14 protein-coding genes are annotated in these 18,738 nt (G+C 58.0%); 9 read left to right on the top strand and 5 right to left on the bottom strand.

The genetic code is table 11. From position 1 onward, the window contains the following. Window positions 1–50: 50 nt before the first annotated feature. The gene (gene pckA / locus HMPREF3143_RS03650; RefSeq protein ID WP_021242192.1) at window positions 51–1,670 is read left to right on the top strand and encodes a phosphoenolpyruvate carboxykinase (ATP); all 1,620 of its coding nucleotides are present in this window, start codon (window positions 51–53) and stop codon (window positions 1,668–1,670) included. A 66-nt stretch (window positions 1,671–1,736) separates the two neighbouring features. Here pckA and envZ read toward each other — a convergent pair whose 3' ends face one another. Both envZ and ompR read right to left on the bottom strand, forming a co-directional pair. After that, window positions 1,737–3,083: a two-component system sensor histidine kinase EnvZ gene (gene envZ, locus HMPREF3143_RS03645; protein WP_008503047.1), complete on the bottom strand. Its 1,347-nt coding sequence runs from the start codon at window positions 3,081–3,083 to the stop codon at window positions 1,737–1,739. After that, window positions 3,080–3,799: an osmolarity response regulator transcription factor OmpR gene (gene ompR / locus HMPREF3143_RS03640; RefSeq protein ID WP_001157751.1), complete on the bottom strand. Its 720-nt coding sequence runs from the start codon at window positions 3,797–3,799 to the stop codon at window positions 3,080–3,082. The genes envZ and ompR overlap by 4 nt, the downstream gene beginning before the upstream one ends. Window positions 3,800–4,027: 228 nt before the next feature. Between ompR and greB the strand changes: the two genes are divergently transcribed. From greB to feoC, 5 genes are all read left to right on the top strand, one after another. Beyond that, window positions 4,028–4,501: a transcription elongation factor GreB gene (greB, locus tag HMPREF3143_RS03635; RefSeq protein WP_008503048.1), complete on the top strand. Its 474-nt coding sequence runs from the start codon at window positions 4,028–4,030 to the stop codon at window positions 4,499–4,501. An 88-nt stretch (window positions 4,502–4,589) separates the two neighbouring features. Beyond that, window positions 4,590–6,917: a Tex family protein gene (locus HMPREF3143_RS03630; protein ID WP_070531809.1), complete on the top strand. Its 2,328-nt coding sequence runs from the start codon at window positions 4,590–4,592 to the stop codon at window positions 6,915–6,917. Window positions 6,918–7,236: 319 nt separating this feature from the next. Next, complete coding sequence (gene feoA / locus HMPREF3143_RS03625; RefSeq protein WP_008503050.1) at window positions 7,237–7,464, top strand: ferrous iron transporter A; 228 nt, start codon at window positions 7,237–7,239, stop codon at window positions 7,462–7,464. 30 nt (window positions 7,465–7,494) lie between these two features. Next, window positions 7,495–9,813 (top strand): Fe(2+) transporter permease subunit FeoB, encoded by a 2,319-nt coding sequence (feoB, locus tag HMPREF3143_RS03620; protein ID WP_021242189.1) that lies wholly within the window; start codon window positions 7,495–7,497, stop codon window positions 9,811–9,813. A 12-nt stretch (window positions 9,814–9,825) separates the two neighbouring features. Continuing rightward, entirely contained in the window at window positions 9,826–10,065 is a 240-nt protein-coding gene (feoC, locus tag HMPREF3143_RS03615) for a [Fe-S]-dependent transcriptional repressor FeoC (protein ID WP_008503052.1), read from the top strand. On the opposite strand, the gene bioH is transcribed toward feoC, so the two are convergent. Beyond that, a complete protein-coding gene (gene bioH, locus HMPREF3143_RS03610; RefSeq protein WP_008503053.1) occupies window positions 10,037–10,819 on the bottom strand; it encodes a pimeloyl-ACP methyl ester esterase BioH in 783 nt (260 codons plus the stop codon). The two genes, feoC and bioH, sit on opposite strands and share 29 nt — an antisense overlap. A 35-nt stretch (window positions 10,820–10,854) precedes the next feature. Between bioH and gntX the strand changes: the two genes are divergently transcribed. The 3 genes from gntX to gntT all read left to right on the top strand — a co-directional run bounded on the left by gntX (window position 10,855) and on the right by gntT (window position 13,808). Then, window positions 10,855–11,538, top strand: a complete 684-nt coding sequence (gene gntX / locus HMPREF3143_RS03605) for a DNA utilization protein GntX (RefSeq protein WP_023345036.1) — start codon at window positions 10,855–10,857, stop codon at window positions 11,536–11,538. Window positions 11,539–11,599: 61 nt separating this feature from the next. Continuing rightward, a complete protein-coding gene (nfuA, locus tag HMPREF3143_RS03600) occupies window positions 11,600–12,175 on the top strand; it encodes a Fe-S biogenesis protein NfuA (RefSeq protein WP_008503055.1) in 576 nt (191 codons plus the stop codon). A gap of 316 nt (window positions 12,176–12,491) precedes the next feature. Continuing rightward, entirely contained in the window at window positions 12,492–13,808 is a 1,317-nt protein-coding gene (gene gntT, locus HMPREF3143_RS03595) for a gluconate transporter (protein WP_070531805.1), read from the top strand. Window positions 13,809–13,895: 87 nt separating this feature from the next. Here the strand turns inward: gntT and malQ are convergent, their stop codons facing one another. Both malQ and malP read right to left on the bottom strand, forming a co-directional pair. Then, window positions 13,896–15,974 (bottom strand): 4-alpha-glucanotransferase, encoded by a 2,079-nt coding sequence (malQ, locus tag HMPREF3143_RS03590; protein ID WP_008503057.1) that lies wholly within the window; start codon window positions 15,972–15,974, stop codon window positions 13,896–13,898. Window positions 15,975–15,983: 9 nt separating this feature from the next. Continuing rightward, a complete protein-coding gene (malP, locus tag HMPREF3143_RS03585) occupies window positions 15,984–18,377 on the bottom strand; it encodes a maltodextrin phosphorylase (protein WP_070531802.1) in 2,394 nt (797 codons plus the stop codon). Between the last annotated feature and the right edge of the window lie 361 nt (window positions 18,378–18,738).

The raw sequence follows: 18,738 nt of genomic DNA, 5'->3' as shown, positions 1-18,738 counted from the left end.
AGAAAAACCCTACAATTTCAGGCAGTACATATTGGCTAAGGAGCAGTGATATGCGTGTTACTGGTTTAACCCCGCAAGATCTCAAGGCTTATGGTATTCACGACGTCCAGGAAGTCGTCTACAACCCCGACTACGATACGCTGTATCAGGAAGAGCTCAATCCAGCACTGGAAGGATACGAGCGCGGTGTGTTGACGAATCTTGGTGCTATCGCCGTCGATACCGGTATTTTTACCGGTCGTTCGCCGAAAGATAAGTATATCGTCCGAGACGAAACCACCCGCGATACGCTGTGGTGGGCTGACAAGGGCAAAGGGAAGAACGACAACAAACCGCTCTCTCCGGAAACCTGGCAGCACCTGAAAGGGCTCGTCACCCATCAACTTTCCGGCAAGCGTTTGTTTATTGTCGACGCTTTCTGCGGCGCTAACGCCGACACCCGTCTCTCCGTACGTTTTATCACCGAAGTGGCCTGGCAGGCGCATTTCGTGAAAAACATGTTTATTCGTCCAACCGACGAAGAGCTGCAGGACTTCACCCCTGATTTCATCGTGATGAACGGCGCGAAATGTACCAACCCACAGTGGAAAGAGCAGGGTCTGAACTCCGAAAACTTTGTTGCCTTCAACCTGACCGAGCGTATCCAGCTGATCGGCGGTACCTGGTACGGCGGCGAAATGAAGAAAGGGATGTTCTCGGTCATGAACTACCTGCTGCCGCTGCGGGGCATTGCCTCCATGCACTGCTCGGCGAACGTCGGTGAAAAAGGCGACGTGGCGGTCTTCTTCGGCCTGTCCGGCACCGGGAAAACCACCCTGTCTACCGATCCAAAACGTCGTCTGATTGGTGATGACGAACACGGCTGGGATGACGACGGCGTATTCAACTTTGAAGGCGGCTGCTACGCGAAGACCATTCGCCTGTCTGAAGAGGCCGAGCCGGATATCTTCCACGCGATCCGTCGCGATGCGCTGCTGGAAAACGTCACCGTGCGTGCCGACGGCTCCATCGACTTCGACGATGCGTCGAAAACGGAAAACACCCGCGTCTCTTACCCGATCTACCACATCGACAACATCGTGAAGCCGGTGTCAAAAGCGGGTCATGCCACGAAGGTTATTTTCCTGACGGCGGATGCGTTTGGCGTGCTGCCGCCGGTGTCTCGCCTGACGGCCAGCCAGACGCAGTACCACTTCCTCTCCGGCTTTACCGCCAAGCTGGCGGGTACCGAGCGCGGCGTGACGGAGCCAACCCCAACCTTCTCCGCCTGCTTCGGCGCAGCCTTCCTGTCGCTGCACCCGACGCAGTACGCTGAAGTGCTGGTGAAACGCATGCAGGCATCCGGCGCGCAGGCATACCTGGTGAACACCGGCTGGAACGGCACCGGCAAACGTATCTCCATCAAAGATACCCGCGCCATTATCGACGCCATTCTGGATGGTTCTCTGGACGACGCCGAAACCTTCACGCTGCCGATGTTTGACCTGGCGATCCCAACGTCGCTGCCGGGTGTGGATACGCATATCCTCGACCCGCGCAATACGTACGGTTCGCCTGAACAGTGGCGCGAGAAAGCGGAATCGCTGGCGAAGCTGTTTATCGAGAACTTCGAGAAGTATACCGATACCCCGGCGGGTGCTGCGCTGGTGAGCGCGGGTCCAAAACTGTAGCCCATGTCGGGTGGCAGCTTCGCCTTACCCGACCTACAAAAAAGGGTGGCTCGTGCCACCCTTTTTTCAACTCTCTTTCACCTGCCCCCGCGTGACCGGAACCGGCAACCAGGCGCGAATGCTCAACCCGCCCCGCTCGCTGGTACCAATCTCCAGCAACCCGTTATGGTTATCCACAATACGCTGCACAATCGCCAGGCCTAAGCCCGTACCGCTGGTGCTGCGCGCGCTGTCGCCGCGCACAAACGGCTGAAACAGATGCTTACGCTGCTCGGGCTTGATGCCCGGACCGTCGTCTTCCACCTGGAACCAGGCGCGGTTGAGTTCAGACCCGCTGCTGACTTTGATCCAGCCGTTACCGTAGCGCGCCGCGTTGACCACCATGTTCGCCACCGCGCGCTTAATGGAGAGCGGGTGCATACGAACCTGAATTTCACCGGCCTGAAGGTCAGTATCAATTTCACGCTCGTAGCCGCTTTCTGCCGCCACCACTTCACCCAGCACCGCGTTCAGGTCCGCCATTTCCATCGGCATCTCCTGGCCGGTGCGCAGGTAGTCGATGAACTGCTCGATGATGGCGTTGCACTCTTCGATGTCCTTGTTGATGGACTCGGCGAGATAACCGTCCTCTTCCCCCATCATCTCCGTCGCCAGACGAATACGCGTCAGGGGGGTGCGCAGGTCATGGCTCACGCCCGCCATCAGCAGCGTACGGTCATCCGCCAGCTGCTTCACGCCTGCCGCCATATGGTTAAACGCACGCGTCACCGAGCGGACTTCCGAGGCGCCATACTCGCGCAGCGGAGGAGGAATAATGCCTTTACCGACCTGCAGCGCAGCGTGCTCCAGGTCGACCAGCGGTCGGTTCTGTATTCGGATAAACAGCCAGGCTCCGCCTATCGCCAGCAGCATAATCGCCAGGGTATAGCGGAACAGCGGCGAGAAATCGCCCTGATGGATTTCGGTCAGCGGGACGCGCACCCAGATGTTGGGTGACAGCCAGGTTTTCAGCCAGACAACGGGCGAGCTTTTGTTGACCTCGACGCGCACTTCCGTCGGGCCACCCAGCTGCTGCGCCATCTGCTGGCTGAGAAATTCGTAGTGCTGCGCCCAGCGCAGACCCGCGTCTTCCGCCGCTTCATTCGAATAGAGCGAGATGCCCAGTTCACGGTAGATTTCACGACGAAACGCCGGGGGAACAACCAGCTGCGTGCCGTCCTCCAGCTGCAGCTTATCGGTCATCAGCATACGCACTTCGTAGGCCAGGACCTTATTAAACTGCTGGAGGCTCGGCAGGATCGCAAAGTTCAGCACCACCAGGTAGGTCGTCACCAGGCTGACGAACAGCAGGGTGACGATCAGTAACAGGGTGCGGGCAAACGAGCTTCGCGGCGAGAAGCGCATTCGCCTCATGCTTTAGAGCCGTCCGGGACGAACACGTAGCCCAGACCCCACACGGTCTGAATATAACGAGGATGCGCCGGATCTTCTTCCACCATGCGGCGCAGACGGGAGATCTGCACGTCGATGGAGCGTTCCATTGCGGAGTATTCGCGACCGCGCGCCAGGTTCATCAGCTTGTCGCGGGAGAGCGGCTCACGCGGGTGGCTAACCAGCGCTTTCAGCACCGCAAACTCGCCGCTGGTGAGCGGCATTGGCTCGTCTTCACGGAACATTTCGCGCGTGCCGAGGTTCAGCTTGAACTTGCCGAAGGCAATAACGGCTTCTTCCTGCGACGGTGCGCCCGGCAGCTCGTTCGCCTGACGGCGCAGCACGGCGCGAATGCGCGCCAGCAGTTCACGCGGGTTAAACGGTTTTGGAATGTAGTCGTCGGCGCCGATTTCGAGGCCCACGATACGGTCAACTTCTTCGCCCTTCGCCGTTACCATAATGATCGGCATCGGGTTGCTCTGGCTGCGCAGACGGCGGCAGATAGAGAGCCCGTCTTCGCCTGGCAGCATCAGGTCGAGAACCATCAGATGGAAAGATTCACGGGTCAACAGACGATCCATTTGCTCAGCGTTCGCGACGCTGCGAACCTGGAAGCCCTGCTCGGTCAGATAACGCTCCAGCAGCGCACGCAGGCGCATGTCGTCATCCACGACCAGAATTTTATAGTTTTCTTGCATTGTGTGTACTCCCAAAGGTTCGGATAGTCTTTGTAACAGCGTATTCTAAAAAAGTGCACGTATTCGACCAGTTAATTCTGGTATAAATTCTAGTCGAAATTGTTACAAAGCATATTTAACAGCAGCTTATCTTTTCATTTCACCACATAAATTATTATTAATCCTGTCTGTTACACTGTGTGGTACGTATTGTGCGCAAAACAGAGAACCGGCAGCAAAGGCAGCACCATGAAAACGCCCCTGATCACCCGCGAAGGGTACGAGAAGCTCAAAAAAGAGATGGATTTCCTCTGGCGCGAAGAGCGTCCTGAGGTGACCAAAAAAGTGACCTGGGCCGCGAGCCTGGGCGATCGCAGCGAAAACGCTGACTACCAGTACAACAAGAAGCGGCTGCGCGAAATTGACCGCCGTGTACGCTATCTGACGAAGTGCCTTGAGAACCTGAAAATCGTCGATTACTCCCCGCAGCAGGAGGGCAAGGTCTTCTTCGGCGCGTGGGTGGAGATTGAAAACGACGACGGTGACACCCTGCGTTTTCGCATCGTCGGTTACGATGAAATTTTTGGTCGTAAGGATTACATCTCCATCGACTCCCCGATGGCCCGCGCGCTGCTGAAAAAGGAAGTGGGCGATCTGGCCGTCGTGCAAACCCCAGCCGGTGAAGCCAGCTGGTACGTTAATGAGATCGTCTACGTAAAATAGTCCGAGAGCGCCCTCCCCGGCTGGCATTTTGCCGTGTCAGCCCGTATAACTATCCCCTGATTTTTTCGACTCAACAGATGATAAAGCCATGATGAAAGATTCGCTCTGCCGCATTATTGCGGGTGAACTTCAGGCCAGAGCCGAACAGGTAGAAGCTGCCGTTCGCCTGCTTGATGAAGGGAACACCGTGCCGTTTATTGCACGCTATCGTAAGGAAGTCACCGGCGGTCTGGATGACACGCAGCTGCGTAACCTGGAGACCCGTCTGGGCTATCTGCGCGAGCTGGAAGAACGTCGTCAGGCGATCCTCAAATCTATCGGCGAACAGGGCAAGCTGACCAGCGAGCTGGAAAGCGCCATTAACGGCACCCTGAGCAAAACCGAACTCGAAGATCTCTATCTGCCGTACAAGCCGAAGCGCCGCACGCGCGGACAAATTGCAATTGAAGCGGGTCTTGAGCCGCTGGCCGACCTGTTGTGGAACGAGCCGTCCCACGATCCGGATACCGAAGCGGCGAAATTCATCGACGCCGACAAAGGCGTAGCGGACACCAAGGCCGCCCTCGACGGCGCACGCTACATTCTGATGGAGCGCTTCGCTGAAGATGCCGCCCTCCTCGCTAAAGTGCGTGATTATCTGTGGAAGAACGCCCACATCGTCTCTACCGTCGTCGCGGGTAAAGAGGAAGAAGGCGCGAAATTCCGCGACTACTTCGATCACCACGAACCGATTTCCACCACCCCTTCCCACCGCGCGCTGGCAATGTTCCGCGGCCGTAACGAAGGCGTGCTGCAGCTCTCCCTGAACGCCGACCCGCAGTTTGACGAGCCGCCGAAAGAGAGCCACTGCGAGCAGATCATCATCGACCATCTTGGCCTGCGCCTGAACAACGCCCCGGCTGACAGCTGGCGCAAAGGCGTGGTGAGCTGGACCTGGCGCATCAAGGTGCTGATGCACCTCGAAACCGAGCTGATGGGCACCGTGCGCGAACGCGCCGAAGATGAAGCCATCAACGTCTTCGCCCGCAACCTGCACGACCTGCTGATGGCCGCCCCTGCTGGCCTGCGCGCGACCATGGGTCTCGATCCGGGTCTGCGTACCGGTGTAAAAGTCGCTGTCGTTGACGGCACCGGCAAGCTGGTCGCCACCGACACCATCTATCCGCACACCGGCCAGGCAGCGAAAGCGGCCGTCGTGGTGGCGGCGCTGTGCGAAAAATACAACGTCGAACTTGTCGCCATCGGCAACGGTACGGCGTCCCGCGAAACCGAACGTTTCTATCTCGACGTGCAGAAGCAGTTCCCGAAAGTGACGGCGCAGAAAGTGATCGTCAGCGAGGCCGGGGCGTCCGTCTATTCTGCGTCCGAGCTGGCGGCCCAGGAGTTCCCGGACCTGGACGTTTCCCTGCGCGGTGCGGTCTCGATCGCTCGCCGCCTGCAGGATCCGCTGGCGGAACTGGTGAAGATCGATCCGAAATCGATCGGCGTGGGCCAGTATCAGCATGACGTGAGCCAGACTCAGCTGGCGCGCAAGCTGGACGCGGTGGTGGAAGACTGCGTAAACGCCGTTGGCGTTGACCTGAACACCGCCTCCGTCCCTCTGCTGACCCGCGTAGCGGGCTTAACCCGCATGATGGCGCAAAACATCGTCGCCTGGCGCGATGAGAACGGCCAGTTCCAGAACCGTCAGCAGCTGCTGAAGGTAAGCCGTCTGGGGCCAAAAGCGTTTGAGCAGTGCGCGGGCTTCCTGCGCATCAACCACGGCGATAACCCGCTCGATGCCTCCACCGTTCACCCGGAAGCGTACCCGGTGGTGGAACGCATCCTGGCCGCCACCCAGCAGGCGCTGAAGGATCTCATGGGCGACAGCAGCGCCCTGCGCAACCTGAAAGCCGTTGATTTCACTGACAACAAATTTGGTGTGCCAACCGTTACCGACATTATTAAAGAGCTGGAAAAACCGGGCCGCGATCCGCGTCCTGAGTTCAAAACGGCGACCTTTGCTGACGGTATCGAGACCATGAACGACCTGCTGCCAGGGATGGTGCTGGAAGGTGCGGTGACCAACGTCACCAACTTTGGCGCGTTTGTGGATATCGGCGTGCATCAGGATGGCCTGGTCCATATCTCATCCCTTGCCGACAAGTTCGTTGAAGACCCGCACACCGTGGTCAAAGCGGGCGACATCGTGAAGGTCAAAGTGCTGGAAGTGGATCTGCAGCGCAAGCGTATCGCCCTGACCATGCGTCTGGACGAGCAGCCGGGTGACACCAACGCGCGCCGCGGCGGCAACGGCGGGGGCCGCGAGCAGCGTCCGGCCGCGAAAGCCGCGAAGCCGCGTGGACGTGACGCCCAGCCTGCAGGCAACAGCGCGATGATGGATGCGCTGGCGGCCGCGATGGGTAAAAAACGCTAAGGTTGTACATGCCCGGTGGCGCTACGCTTACCGGGCCTACGGTTTTGTAGGCCGGGCAAACGCAGTGCCGCCCGGCAAGCAGGCCGCAGGGAATTAAAATAAATAGCGTGTAGCCATATTTAAACCACGAATTATCACCACGTTAACAAATACCTCTCTTTTCGTTTTCCCGGCATTTCAGCAAATATTGAGCAAGGTCAAACAGGCCGTAAATTAATACCGTAAACAACATTCCGTCACAGTTTTAATATTGCTGATAAAAACTATTCTCATTATCATCGCATAGTAGATAATTTAACCTTTCGTGGAATCAGGCGTTATGCAATTCACTCCAGACAGTGCATGGAAGATTACCGGTTTTACCCGCGAAATTAGCCCGGCCTATCGGCAAAAGCTGCTGTCGCTTGGCATGCTGCCCGGCTCGTCATTCCAGGTCGTACGCGTGGCGCCGTTAGGCGATCCGGTTCATATCGAAACCCGACGCGTGAATCTGGTCCTGCGTAAAAAAGACCTCGCGTTAATAGAAGTCGAAGCCTTATCCCGATAACAAGCCAGCGGTTTCAGTGAGTCCAGAAAAATGAAAAAGTTAACTATTGGCTTAATTGGCAATCCTAATTCCGGCAAGACTACGCTTTTTAACCAGCTGACCGGGGCTCGCCAGCGCGTGGGCAACTGGGCGGGCGTAACGGTTGAACGTAAAGAGGGCCAGTTCACGACGACAGACAACCAGGTGACGCTGGTTGACCTTCCCGGCACCTACTCCTTAACCACCATTTCGTCGCAAACTTCGCTCGATGAGCAAATCGCCTGTCACTACATTCTTGGCGGCGATGCGGATCTGCTGATCAACGTGGTCGATGCCTCGAACCTCGAGCGTAACCTCTATCTGACGCTGCAGCTGCTGGAGCTGGGTATCCCCTGCATCGTGGCGCTCAACATGCTCGACATCGCAGAGAAACAAAAGCTACGCATCGACGTTGATGCCCTCTCCGCGCGCCTCGGGTGCCCGGTCGTTCCGCTGGTCTCGACGCGCGCGCGCGGTATTGATGCGCTGAAGCTGGCCATTGACCGTCACGCGGGAAATCGCGACGTTGAGCTGGTGCATTACGCCCAGCCTCTCCTGCGCGAAGCCAACGTGCTGGCGCAGGAGATGGACAAAGCCATGCCTGCGAAACAGCGCCTGTGGCTTGGCCTGCAGATGCTGGAAGGGGATATCTACAGCCGCGCTTATGCCGGTCATGCGGCCGATAAGCTGGACGTGACGGTGGCCCGTCTTAGCGACGAGCTGGACGACCCGGCGCTGCACATCGCCGATGCCCGTTACCAGGCTATCGCCTCGATCTGCGACGTGGTCAGTAACGCACTGACGGCAGAACCCAGCCGCTTTACAGCGGCGGTGGATAAGATTGTGCTCAACCGCTTCCTCGGTTTGCCCATCTTCCTGCTGGTGATGTACGTGATGTTCCTGCTCGCCATTAACATCGGTGGCGCGCTGCAGCCGATTTTTGACGCCGGTTCCGTCGCGGTCTTCGTGCACGGCATTCAGTGGGTGGGCTACACCCTGCACTTCCCGGAATGGCTCACCATCTTCCTCGCGCAGGGGATCGGCGGCGGTATCAATACCGTTCTGCCGCTGGTGCCGCAGATCGGCATGATGTACCTGTTCCTCTCGTTCCTGGAAGATTCCGGCTACATGGCGCGCGCGGCGTTCGTGATGGATCGTCTGATGCAGGCGCTGGGCCTGCCGGGCAAATCCTTCGTCCCGCTGATCGTCGGCTTCGGCTGTAACGTGCCGTCGGTGATGGGCGCACGCACGCTGGATGCACCGCGCGAGCGTCTGATGACCATCATGATGGCGCCGTTTATGTCCTGCGGTGCCCGACTGGCGATCTTTGCGGTCTTTGCGGCAGCCTTCTTTGGCCAGCAGGGCGCGCTGGCGGTCTTCTCGCTGTACGTGCTGGGCATCGTGATGGCGATCCTGACCGGCTTAATGCTGAAACACACCATCATGCGCGGTGAAGCGTCGCCGTTCGTGATGGAGCTGCCGGTGTACCACGTCCCCCATCTGAAAAGCCTGGCGATCCAGACCTGGCAGCGCCTGAAAGGCTTCGTCCTGCGCGCCGGTAAGGTGATTGTGATCGTCAGCGTTTTCCTGAGCGCCCTGAACAGCTTTACCCTGAGTGGACAGGCAGCGGATAACATTAACGACTCTGCCCTCGCCTCCGTCAGCCGCGTCATCACGCCGGTCTTCAAACCAATTGGCGTGCATGAGGATAACTGGCAGGCAACCGTCGGGCTATTTACCGGCGCGATGGCAAAAGAGGTGGTTGTCGGTACCCTGAACACGCTCTACACCGCCGAGAACATTCAGGAGCAGGAATTTAACCCGGCGGAGTTTCACCTCGGTGACGAACTGCTGGGTGCCGTAGAGGAAACCTGGCAAAGCCTGAAGGACACCTTCAGCCTGAGCGTGCTGGCGAACCCGATTGAGGCGAGCAAAGGCGACGGCGAGATGGCGACCGGTGCCATGGGCGTGATGGGCGAGAAGTTTGGCAGCGCGTCCGCGGCCTACAGCTACCTCATCTTCGTTCTGCTCTATATTCCATGCATCTCCGTGATGGGGGCGATTGCCCGCGAGTCCAGCCGCGGCTGGATGGGCTTCTCCATCCTCTGGGGATTAAACATCGCGTATTCACTGGCGACGCTGTTTTATCAAACCGTCAATTTCAGCCAGCACCCGCGCTACAGCCTGGTCTGCATTCTCGCGGTTGTGCTGTTTAACGTGATCGTTCTCGGCCTGCTGCGGCGGGCACGCAGCCGCGTCGACATCGACCTGCTGGCAAACCGTAAAACCGCGGCGACCTGCTGCAACAGCCCGGCAGGCGACTGTCACTAAGGAGCACACCCCATGGCATCGTTGATTCAGGTTCGTGACCTGCTGGCACTGCAGGGGCGAATGGAGGCGAAACAGCTGAGCCTCAGCCTGCATACGCCGCAGCCGATGATCGACGCCATGCTGGAAAGACTGGAAGCCATGGGGAAAGCGGTGCGCATTCAGGAAGAGCCGGACGGTTGTCTGTCCGGCAGCTGTAAACATTGCCCGGAAGGAAAAGCCTGCCTCAGGGAGTGGTGGGCACTGCGCGAATAAAGGCGGAAAGCGCCGAACAAAACTCGCCAGGATGTGAAATAAATGGCGCGTGTGCCGCTTTAGCTACCACCATTGATTGGCTTTCCGGCCACAGGTTATCCAGCAGTGGCACCACCTTACGCGGAACCAGCCCGTCCAGATAGCCATACATACGCAGGTGCGGAAGCGCCAGCGACGCCAGCGGTTCACGCAGATCGATCGTCTTGAGTATCTCAAGCCCCCCGTTAAGCACCTCAACGTCAGGCATCGGCAGCGACAGCACGGTCTGCTTCAGCGTGCGCGCGTCCTGACGCGCGGTTTCTGTACCCATCGTCTGCAGCGCGAGAAAACGCTCGACCGTCCGCTGGAAATCGTCGCTTAGCTGCTGCTGGAATCCTGCCAGCACTTCAGGCTTGATCCCCGGCCACGCGTCCTGCGCGCTAAAGCAGGGTGACGAGGCAACGGTAACCAGCGCGCTCACGCGCCCGGGGTTATCCAACGCAATCTTGCTTGCCACCAGCCCGCCCAGGCTCCAGCCCAGCCAGACAGCGTTTTGCGGCGCGGCGTCCAGAACCTGCTGCGCCATCTCATCAAGCGACATCGCGCCAAAGCCGCGGCTGCGGCCATAACCCGGCAAATCCACCAGATGCAGCGTAAATTGCGAGGCAAGTTCCTCGCTTACGCAACGCCACACTTCAGCATTCAGTCCCCATCCGTGCAGCAGCACAAGATGGCAATTTCCCGTTCCGACGGTCTGCCACCACAGCGTCTTCATCAGTTACTGTTCTCTTTTTCACATGGAGGTTGCACATGCTAACAGTACCTGGGTTGTGCTGGCTATGCCGAATGCCGCTGGCACTCAGCAGGTGGGGCATCTGCTCCGTCTGTACGCGATCGCTGCAATGGCGTATCGGGATCTGTCCACAATGTGGTTTACCGGCCACAAATCCCTCTTTGCCCTGTGGCCGGTGCCTGAAAAAATCCCCGCCGTGGAGCGCGCTGGTGGCGGTGGATGATTATGTTCCGCCGCTGAGCAGGCTGATTCACGCGCTGAAGTTTTCCGGCCAGAGTTCCCTGGCACAGCCCCTTGCGCGACTGCTACTGCTGGCGGTTTTGCAGGCGCGGCGCCACCGCGCACTGCCGAAAATCGACAGGTTGGTGAATGTCCCCCTCTACCGACGCCGCCACTGGCGACGCGGTTACAATCAGAGCGACCTGATCTGCCGTCCCCTCGCCCGGTGGCTTGGCTGTCAGTATGATGCCCGCGCGCTGACGCGTGTTCATGCCACCGCCATCCAGCATCAGCTCAGCGCCCGGCTTCGCAAAAGAAACCTCAAAAATGCCTTTCGCCTTGAATTGCCGGTCGACGGTCTCCATATCGCGATTGTGGATGATGTCGTCACCACAGGCAGTACCGTTGCTGAACTTTCCCGACTGCTTTTGCAAAGCGGCGCCGCGTCGGTTCAGGTATGGTGTCTGTGCCGTACCTTGTAGCCCTTCTTCAATGGGCGTATGATTATACCCAGGTAATTTAGTCAACTATTAGGCCAAAGCTATGATCCGTATTTCCGATTCTGCACAAGCGCACTTTGCCAAACTGCTGGCAAATCAGGAAGAAGGGACGCAGATCCGTGTGTTTGTGATCAATCCAGGCACGCCGAATGCAGAATGTGGTGTTTCTTATTGTCCTCCGGACGCCGTGGAAGCCACCGACACTGCCCTTAAATTTGAACAGCTCACCGCCTATGTTGATGAGCTGAGCGCACCGTATCTTGAAGATGCGGAGATCGACTTCGTCACCGATCAGCTGGGTTCTCAGCTGACCCTGAAAGCACCGAACGCGAAAATGCGTAAAGTGTCTGACGATGCCCCGCTGATGGAGCGCGTTGAGTATCTGCTGCAATCCCAGATTAACCCGCAGCTGGCTGGCCATGGCGGTCGTGTTTCCCTGATGGAAATCACCGACGAAGGTTTTGCCATTCTGCAGTTTGGCGGCGGCTGTAACGGCTGTTCAATGGTCGATGTCACCCTGAAAGAAGGGATCGAGAAGCAGCTGCTGAACGAGTTCCCGGAACTGAAAGGCGTGCGTGACCTGACCGAACACCAGCGCGGCGAGCACTCTTACTACTGATTCATTGCCCGTCTGTATTGCCCGGTGGCGCTGCGCTTACCGGGCCTACAAAACCCTGCTCCCCCTCTTCGCTCCCCTCTATATGTTGACCTGCGTCTCATAATTCACATTTTGCCTTCCAGGGTGATTCTCAATCACGCCATGTTACCCGTATCATTCTCATGGGCACTAAGCACACTCATAACAGCCGACTAAACTTAATCGTTTAAAAGGCATCAGTATTAGTGCCGTTACTTCTCTGTTCCCAGTTGGGACAACCGGAATTTGTCGTTGAAACAATGACGTTACCCATAACAATTCAAAGGCCAGGTAAATCATGCCATTAGTCATCGTTGCTATCGGTGTTGTGTTATTACTGCTCTTGATGATCCGCTTCAAAATGAACGGATTTATCGCTCTGGTTCTGGTGGCACTTGCAGTCGGTCTGATGCAGGGGATGCCGCTGGTAAAAGTTATCAGCTCGATTAAAGCCGGTGTCGGCGGCACGCTCGGCAGCCTGGCGCTGATCATGGGCTTCGGCGCCATGCTCGGTAAAATGCTGGCGGACTGCGGTGGCGCGCAGCGTATTGCCACCACGCTTATCGACAAATTTGGTAAGAAGAACATTCAGTGGGCAGTGGTGTTAACCGGCTTTACCGTTGGTTTCGCGCTGTTCTATGAAGTAGGCTTCGTGCTGATGCTGCCGCTGGTGTTCACCATTGCGGCTGCCGCGAGCATCCCGCTGCTGTATGTCGGTGTGCCAATGGCCGCGGCGCTGTCCGTGACCCACGGCTTCCTGCCGCCGCACCCGGGCCCAACCGCTATCGCGACCATCTTCCACGCCGACATGGGTAAAACCCTGCTGTTCGGTACGATTCTGGCGATCCCAACGGTGATTCTGGCAGGCCCGGTTTATGCCCGCTTCCTGAAAGGGATTGATAAGCCTATCCCGGAAGGTCTGTACAGCGCTAAAACCTTCACCGAAGAAGAGATGCCTAGCTTTGGCGTCAGCGTCTGGACCTCTCTGGTACCGGTGATCCTGATGGCGATGCGCGCCGTGGCAGAGATGGTTCTGCCAAAAGGTCATGCGTTCCTGTCCGTTGCAGAATTCCTGGGTGACCCGGTGATGGCAACGCTGATTGCCGTGCTGATCGCGATGTTCACTTTCGGTCTGAACCGCGGCCGCTCCATGGATCAGATCAACGACACGCTGACCTCTTCCATCAAAATCATTGCCATGATGCTGCTGATCATCGGCGGTGGCGGTGCGTTCAAACAGGTTCTGGTCGACAGCGGCGTGGACAAATACATCGCTGCCATGATGCATGAAACCAACGTGTCGCCGCTTCTGATGGCCTGGTCTATTGCCGCGGTTCTGCGTATTGCGCTGGGTTCTGCGACCGTTGCAGCGATCACCGCAGGCGGCATCGTTGCGCCGCTGATTGCCACCACGGGCGTGAGCCCTGAGCTGATGGTTATCGCCGTCGGTTCCGGTAGCGTGATTTTCTCTCACGTAAACGATCCGGGCTTCTGGCTGTTCAAGGAGTACTTCAACCTGACGATCGGTGAAACCATCAAGTCCTGGTCCGCGCTGGAAACCATTATTTCGGTGTGCGGTCTGGTCGGGGTGCTGCTGCTGAATATGGTGGTCTGATGCCCTAAGTCGGGTGGCGGCTACGCCTTACCCGACCTACATGAGCACTGCCTGATAATAAAAAACCCGCCACTGGCGGGTTTTTTATTACTTCTTACCAGCAGCTTTTCGCCGCTTATCCAAATCCTTGATCAGCCTGTTCACCCCATCATCGGCAAACATCGCCTCAAGCGTGGTGGACAGCTTGCGACGCCAGTTCTTGTACTGATAGCTGGTACCCGGAATGTTCACCGGCTCCGCCATATCAATCCAGTCTTCCGGCTGCAGGCCCAGCAGGGCGCTATTGCTGTCGGCAATATAGCGCTGCAAACCGCGGTTGAGTGTCGCAGTCATCGCCATCAGCGACGCTTTATGCCCGGCGCGCTTCGGCAGACAGCCATGCTTATGCAGCGCATCCAGCAGCCCCTGTTTGGAGAGCTCGCGATCCTGATACAGGCCGCGTAACACCTCTTCGTCAGGATACAGGCCCAGCGTTTTGCCAAGGGTCAGATCGCCGCTTTCCCAATAGCCACGAAGCGTAGGAAGGTCATGCGTCGTCGCGACTGCCATTGACTGTTCAGGGTACGCTTGCGGCGCGCGGAAGGTTTTCTCATGGTCGTTTTCAAAATAGAGCACTTTATAGGAGTAGACGCCGCTGTCGCGGAGCTTGCTGACAATCTCCACCGGCACGGTACCGAGATCTTCACCGATCACCATGCACTGGTGACGCTTGCTTTCCAGGGCCAGGATCGACAGCAGATCGTCAACCGGATACTGCACGTATGCCCCGTGATCCGCCGTTTCACCGTACGGGATCCACCACAGGCGCAGCACGGACATCACGTGGTCAATACGCAGCGCCCCGCAGTTCTGCATGTTGGCGCGCAGCAGGTCGATAAACGGCTCGTAGGCGCGCGCCGCCATGACGTGTGGATCCATCGGCGGTAAGCCCCAGTTCTGGCCGAGCGGCCCCAGGATATCCGGTGGCGCGCCGACGGAGGCCTTCAGGCAGTAGAGTTCACGGTCGCACCAGGTTTCCGCGCCGCCCTCTGCCACACCTACGGCCAGATCGCGGTACAGGCCAATCGGCATTTTATAGCCCTGGCTCACCTGCCAGCAGGCGGCAAACTGGCTGTACGCCAGCCACTGCAGCCACAGGTAGAAGTCCACTTCATCGGCATATTTTTTACAGAATGCTTTCACTTCCGGCGTGTCGACGGATTGATACGCTTCAGGCCAGACCGGCCAGCCCCAGCGCATTTCGTCCTCTTTCACCTGATACGCGTGCAGCGCATCGAACGCCGCCTGCCAGTACAGGCTCTCGCCCTCCTGCGTCACGAACTGGCGGAACGCCGCCATCTGCTCGTCATCGCGCTGCGAAAAGCCTTTCCACGCCAGACGCAGCGCGGCCATTTTCAGCGCCGTGACGGTGGAATAGTCCACCCAGTCGGCTTCGCGCGCCTGCTTCAGCGCCTGCTGCGTGGTACTGAGTTTCCACCAGGCCTGCGCCTCTTTGCTGTTTTTGAAGTCATCTAAGGCGTTAACGTCGATATAAATCACGTTCAGCCAGCGACGGGAGGACGGGCTGTACGGGCTGGCGCTCTCCGGGTTGGCCGGATAGAGGGCGTGGATCGGGTTGAGGCCGATAAACGCGCCGCCGCGCTCGCCCACGGATGCCAGCATGTTCTTCAGATCGCCAAAATCACCGATCCCCCAGTTGCTGTCGGAGCGCAGCGTGTAGAGCTGCACGCAGGCGCCCCACAGCTTTTTCCCTTCGAGCAGCGCCTGCGGCTCGTAGCAGCGTTTTGGCGCGACGATCACCCGGCAGTGGAAACGCCGATCGTCCTGGGTGAGCGTCAGGGTGTGGTAGCCCTCCGGCAGCTTCGCCGGAAGGTTAAGGGTTTTGCCGCCGGTGGCGTGGCCTTTGTGCTGATGCCCCTCTTCGGTCGTGAGCAGCCAGCTAAACTCGCCGCGCCCTTCCACCGCGAGCGGCATCTTTTTACCTGCGGTGAATACCTTCACGTTCGGCACCGGCGCAGCCGACGCTTTCGCGTCGGTTTTGTGCATGGCATCCAGCAAACGTCTTTTGGTGTCGGCGCCAATAGACTGTGGTTTGCCGTGAGCATTAATGTAACTGAGGCTAATTCCCGCCGCCTGCGCGGCACTGTCCAGACGTTTACTCTCCATCGCGCTTCCTTAGCGTTTTGCCTGCCAGATACGGGCCTGATAATCACGGATTGAGCGGTCAGAGCTGAACATACCGCAGCGCGCGGTGTTCAGGATGCACGCGCGGGTCCACGCTTCCTGGTCGCGATACAGCACGTCGACCTGTTTTTGCGCTTCAACGTAGGCCGTGAAGTCCGCCATCACCAGATACGGGTCACCGCCGTGTTTGTCCATGCTGTGCAGCATCTGGTCAAACGCGTGCTTGCCGCCGTCGCTGTATTTGCCGCTCTCCAGCTCCTTCAGCACCGCGTCCAGCACTTTGTCTTTTTTACGCCATTTCACCGGGTCGTAGCCTTTGGCCTTGATGGCTTTCACCTCTTCCACGGTGTGGCCGAAGATAAAGATATTCTCTTCGCCCACCTTCTCGGCGATTTCGACGTTCGCCCCGTCCAGCGTGCCGACGGTCAGCGCGCCGTTCAGCGCCAGCTTCATGTTGCCGGTACCGGAGGCTTCTTTTCCTGCGGTTGAGATCTGCTCGGAGATATCCGCCGCCGGGATCAGCATTTCAGCCGCCGAGACGCAGTAATCCGGCAGGAACACCACCTTCAGCTTGTCGCCCACGTTCGGATCGCTGTTGATCGCCTCCGCCACTTTATTGATGGCGAGGATAATGTTTTTCGCCAGGTAGTAGCCCGGCGCCGCCTTCGCGCCGAACAGGAACACGCGCGGCACGCGGTCAGCCTGCGGGTTCTCGCGGATCTCTTTGTACAGCGCCAGAATGTGCAGCAGGTTCAGGTGCTGACGTTTGTACTCGTGCAGGCGTTTGATCTGGATATCGAAAATCGCATTTGGGTTGATCTCAATCCCGGTGCGCGCTTTCACGAACGCCGCCAGGCGAACTTTGTTCTCCAGCTTGATCGCGCGGTACTGTTCGCGGAATTTCGCGTCGTCAGCGTATTTTTCCAGGTTGATGAGCTGGTCCAGATCGTTCGCCCACTCTTTCTTCAGGGTCTTGTCCAGCAGCCCAGCCAGCAGCGGGTTGCACTGCTTGATCCAGCGACGCGGCGTAATGCCGTTGGTCACGTTGTGGAATTTGGTCGGCCACAGCTGGTGGTATTCCGGGAACAGATCTTTGACCACCAGATCCGAGTGCAGCGCCGCCACGCCGTTCACCGCAAAGCCGCTCACTACGCACATGTTCGCCATGCGTACCTGCTTATCGTGAACCACCGCCAGCTTCGCCCAGACCGCTTTGTTGCCCGGCCAGGTTTTATCCACCAGGGTTTTAAACTGGTCGTTAATCTTGTTGATGATCTGCATATGGCGCGGCAGCAGCGCTTTCACCAGCTTCTCATCCCAGCACTCAAGCGCTTCCGGCATCAGGGTGTGGTTGGTGTAGGCAAAGGTACGGCTGGTGATGGCCCAGGCGTCGTCCCAGCTCAGCTGATGCTCGTCAATCAGCACGCGCAGCAGTTCCGGGATGGCAATGGTCGGGTGCGTGTCGTTGAGCTGAATGACTTCGAAGTCCGGCAGCTGCGCCAGCTTGCGGCCCGCCAGGTGATGGCGACGCAGAATGTCCGCCACGGAGCAGGCGCACTGGAAGTACTGCTGCATCAGGCGCAGCTTTTTACCGGCCCGGTGGTTGTCGTTCGGGTAGAGGACTTTGGTCAGCTTCTCGGCGTCGATGCCCTGCTGCTCGGCACGCAGGAAATCGCCGTCGTTAAATTTGGTCAGGTTAAACGGATGGGCGTGCTTCGCCTGCCACAGACGCAGCGGCTGCGCCACGCCGTTACGGTAGCCAAGCACCGGCAGATCCCAGGCTTCGCCGGTAATGGTGAACGCAGGCTCCCAGAGACCTTGTTTCGTCACTTTCCCGCCAATGCCAACCTGCACGTCCAGCTGCGCGTTATGGCGGAACCACGGGTAGGTATTGCGATGCCAGTCGTCCGGCGCTTCCATCTGATGGCCGTCAGCGAAGGACTGACGGAACAGGCCGTACTGGTAGTTCAGACCGTAACCAATCGCCGACTGGCCGACGGTCGCCATGGAATCCAGGAAACAGGCCGCCAGACGACCCAGGCCACCGTTGCCCAACGCCGGGTCAATCTCTTCTTCCAGCAGATCGGTCAGGTTAATGTCGTGTTCTTTAAGAACGTCACCAACCTCCTGATACCAGCCGAGGTTCAACAGGTTGTTGCCCGTCAGACGGCCAATCAGGAACTCCATTGAAATGTAGTTTACATGGCGCTGCCCGTTTGCCGGTTTTGCCAGAGGTTGAGCATCCAGCTGCTCTGCGAGCGCACCGCTCACTGCCTGCCACCACTGGTGAGGCGTCATCTCGTTTGCAGCATGAAGGCCAAAACGCTGCCACTGACGCGTCAGGGCAGCCTGGAATTGAGCTTTGTTGAAGGTAGGCTGTGACATAGGGGATCGGCATCCTTTAGAAAGAAAACACAAGTTGGCGCTAGTGTGCCTGGCTCATTTCACCTCTTCCTCCTCCCGTAGGGGATTAGACAGGGAGGAGTAGCGGGGATGAGCAGAAAAGTGTGATCAAGGCCACTCTCAGAGCATAGTTCGAGTGTGCCCGGAAGATAAAAAAGTAACCGAGGAGAATGTCAAAGAAATGAAATGCAGTTTCGGATGAAATTAAACCCTGCCGAAATAATTACTTACCTGGAATAATATTTTTGCAACAGGATGTCATGACCAGGAAAGGTATTATTCTCGCTGAACTTTACCCACCCTTTATTAAATTTGACGTCACTATCCCTTCCTGAAACCAGTT

Origin of the sequence: Enterobacter sp. HMSC16D10 (genome assembly GCF_001807145.1) — a bacterium.
Lineage (GTDB): Bacteria > Pseudomonadota > Gammaproteobacteria > Enterobacterales > Enterobacteriaceae > Enterobacter > Enterobacter roggenkampii.
Note: the sequence above shows the minus strand (reverse complement) of the source record. Positions and strands in the feature narration are given on the sequence as shown.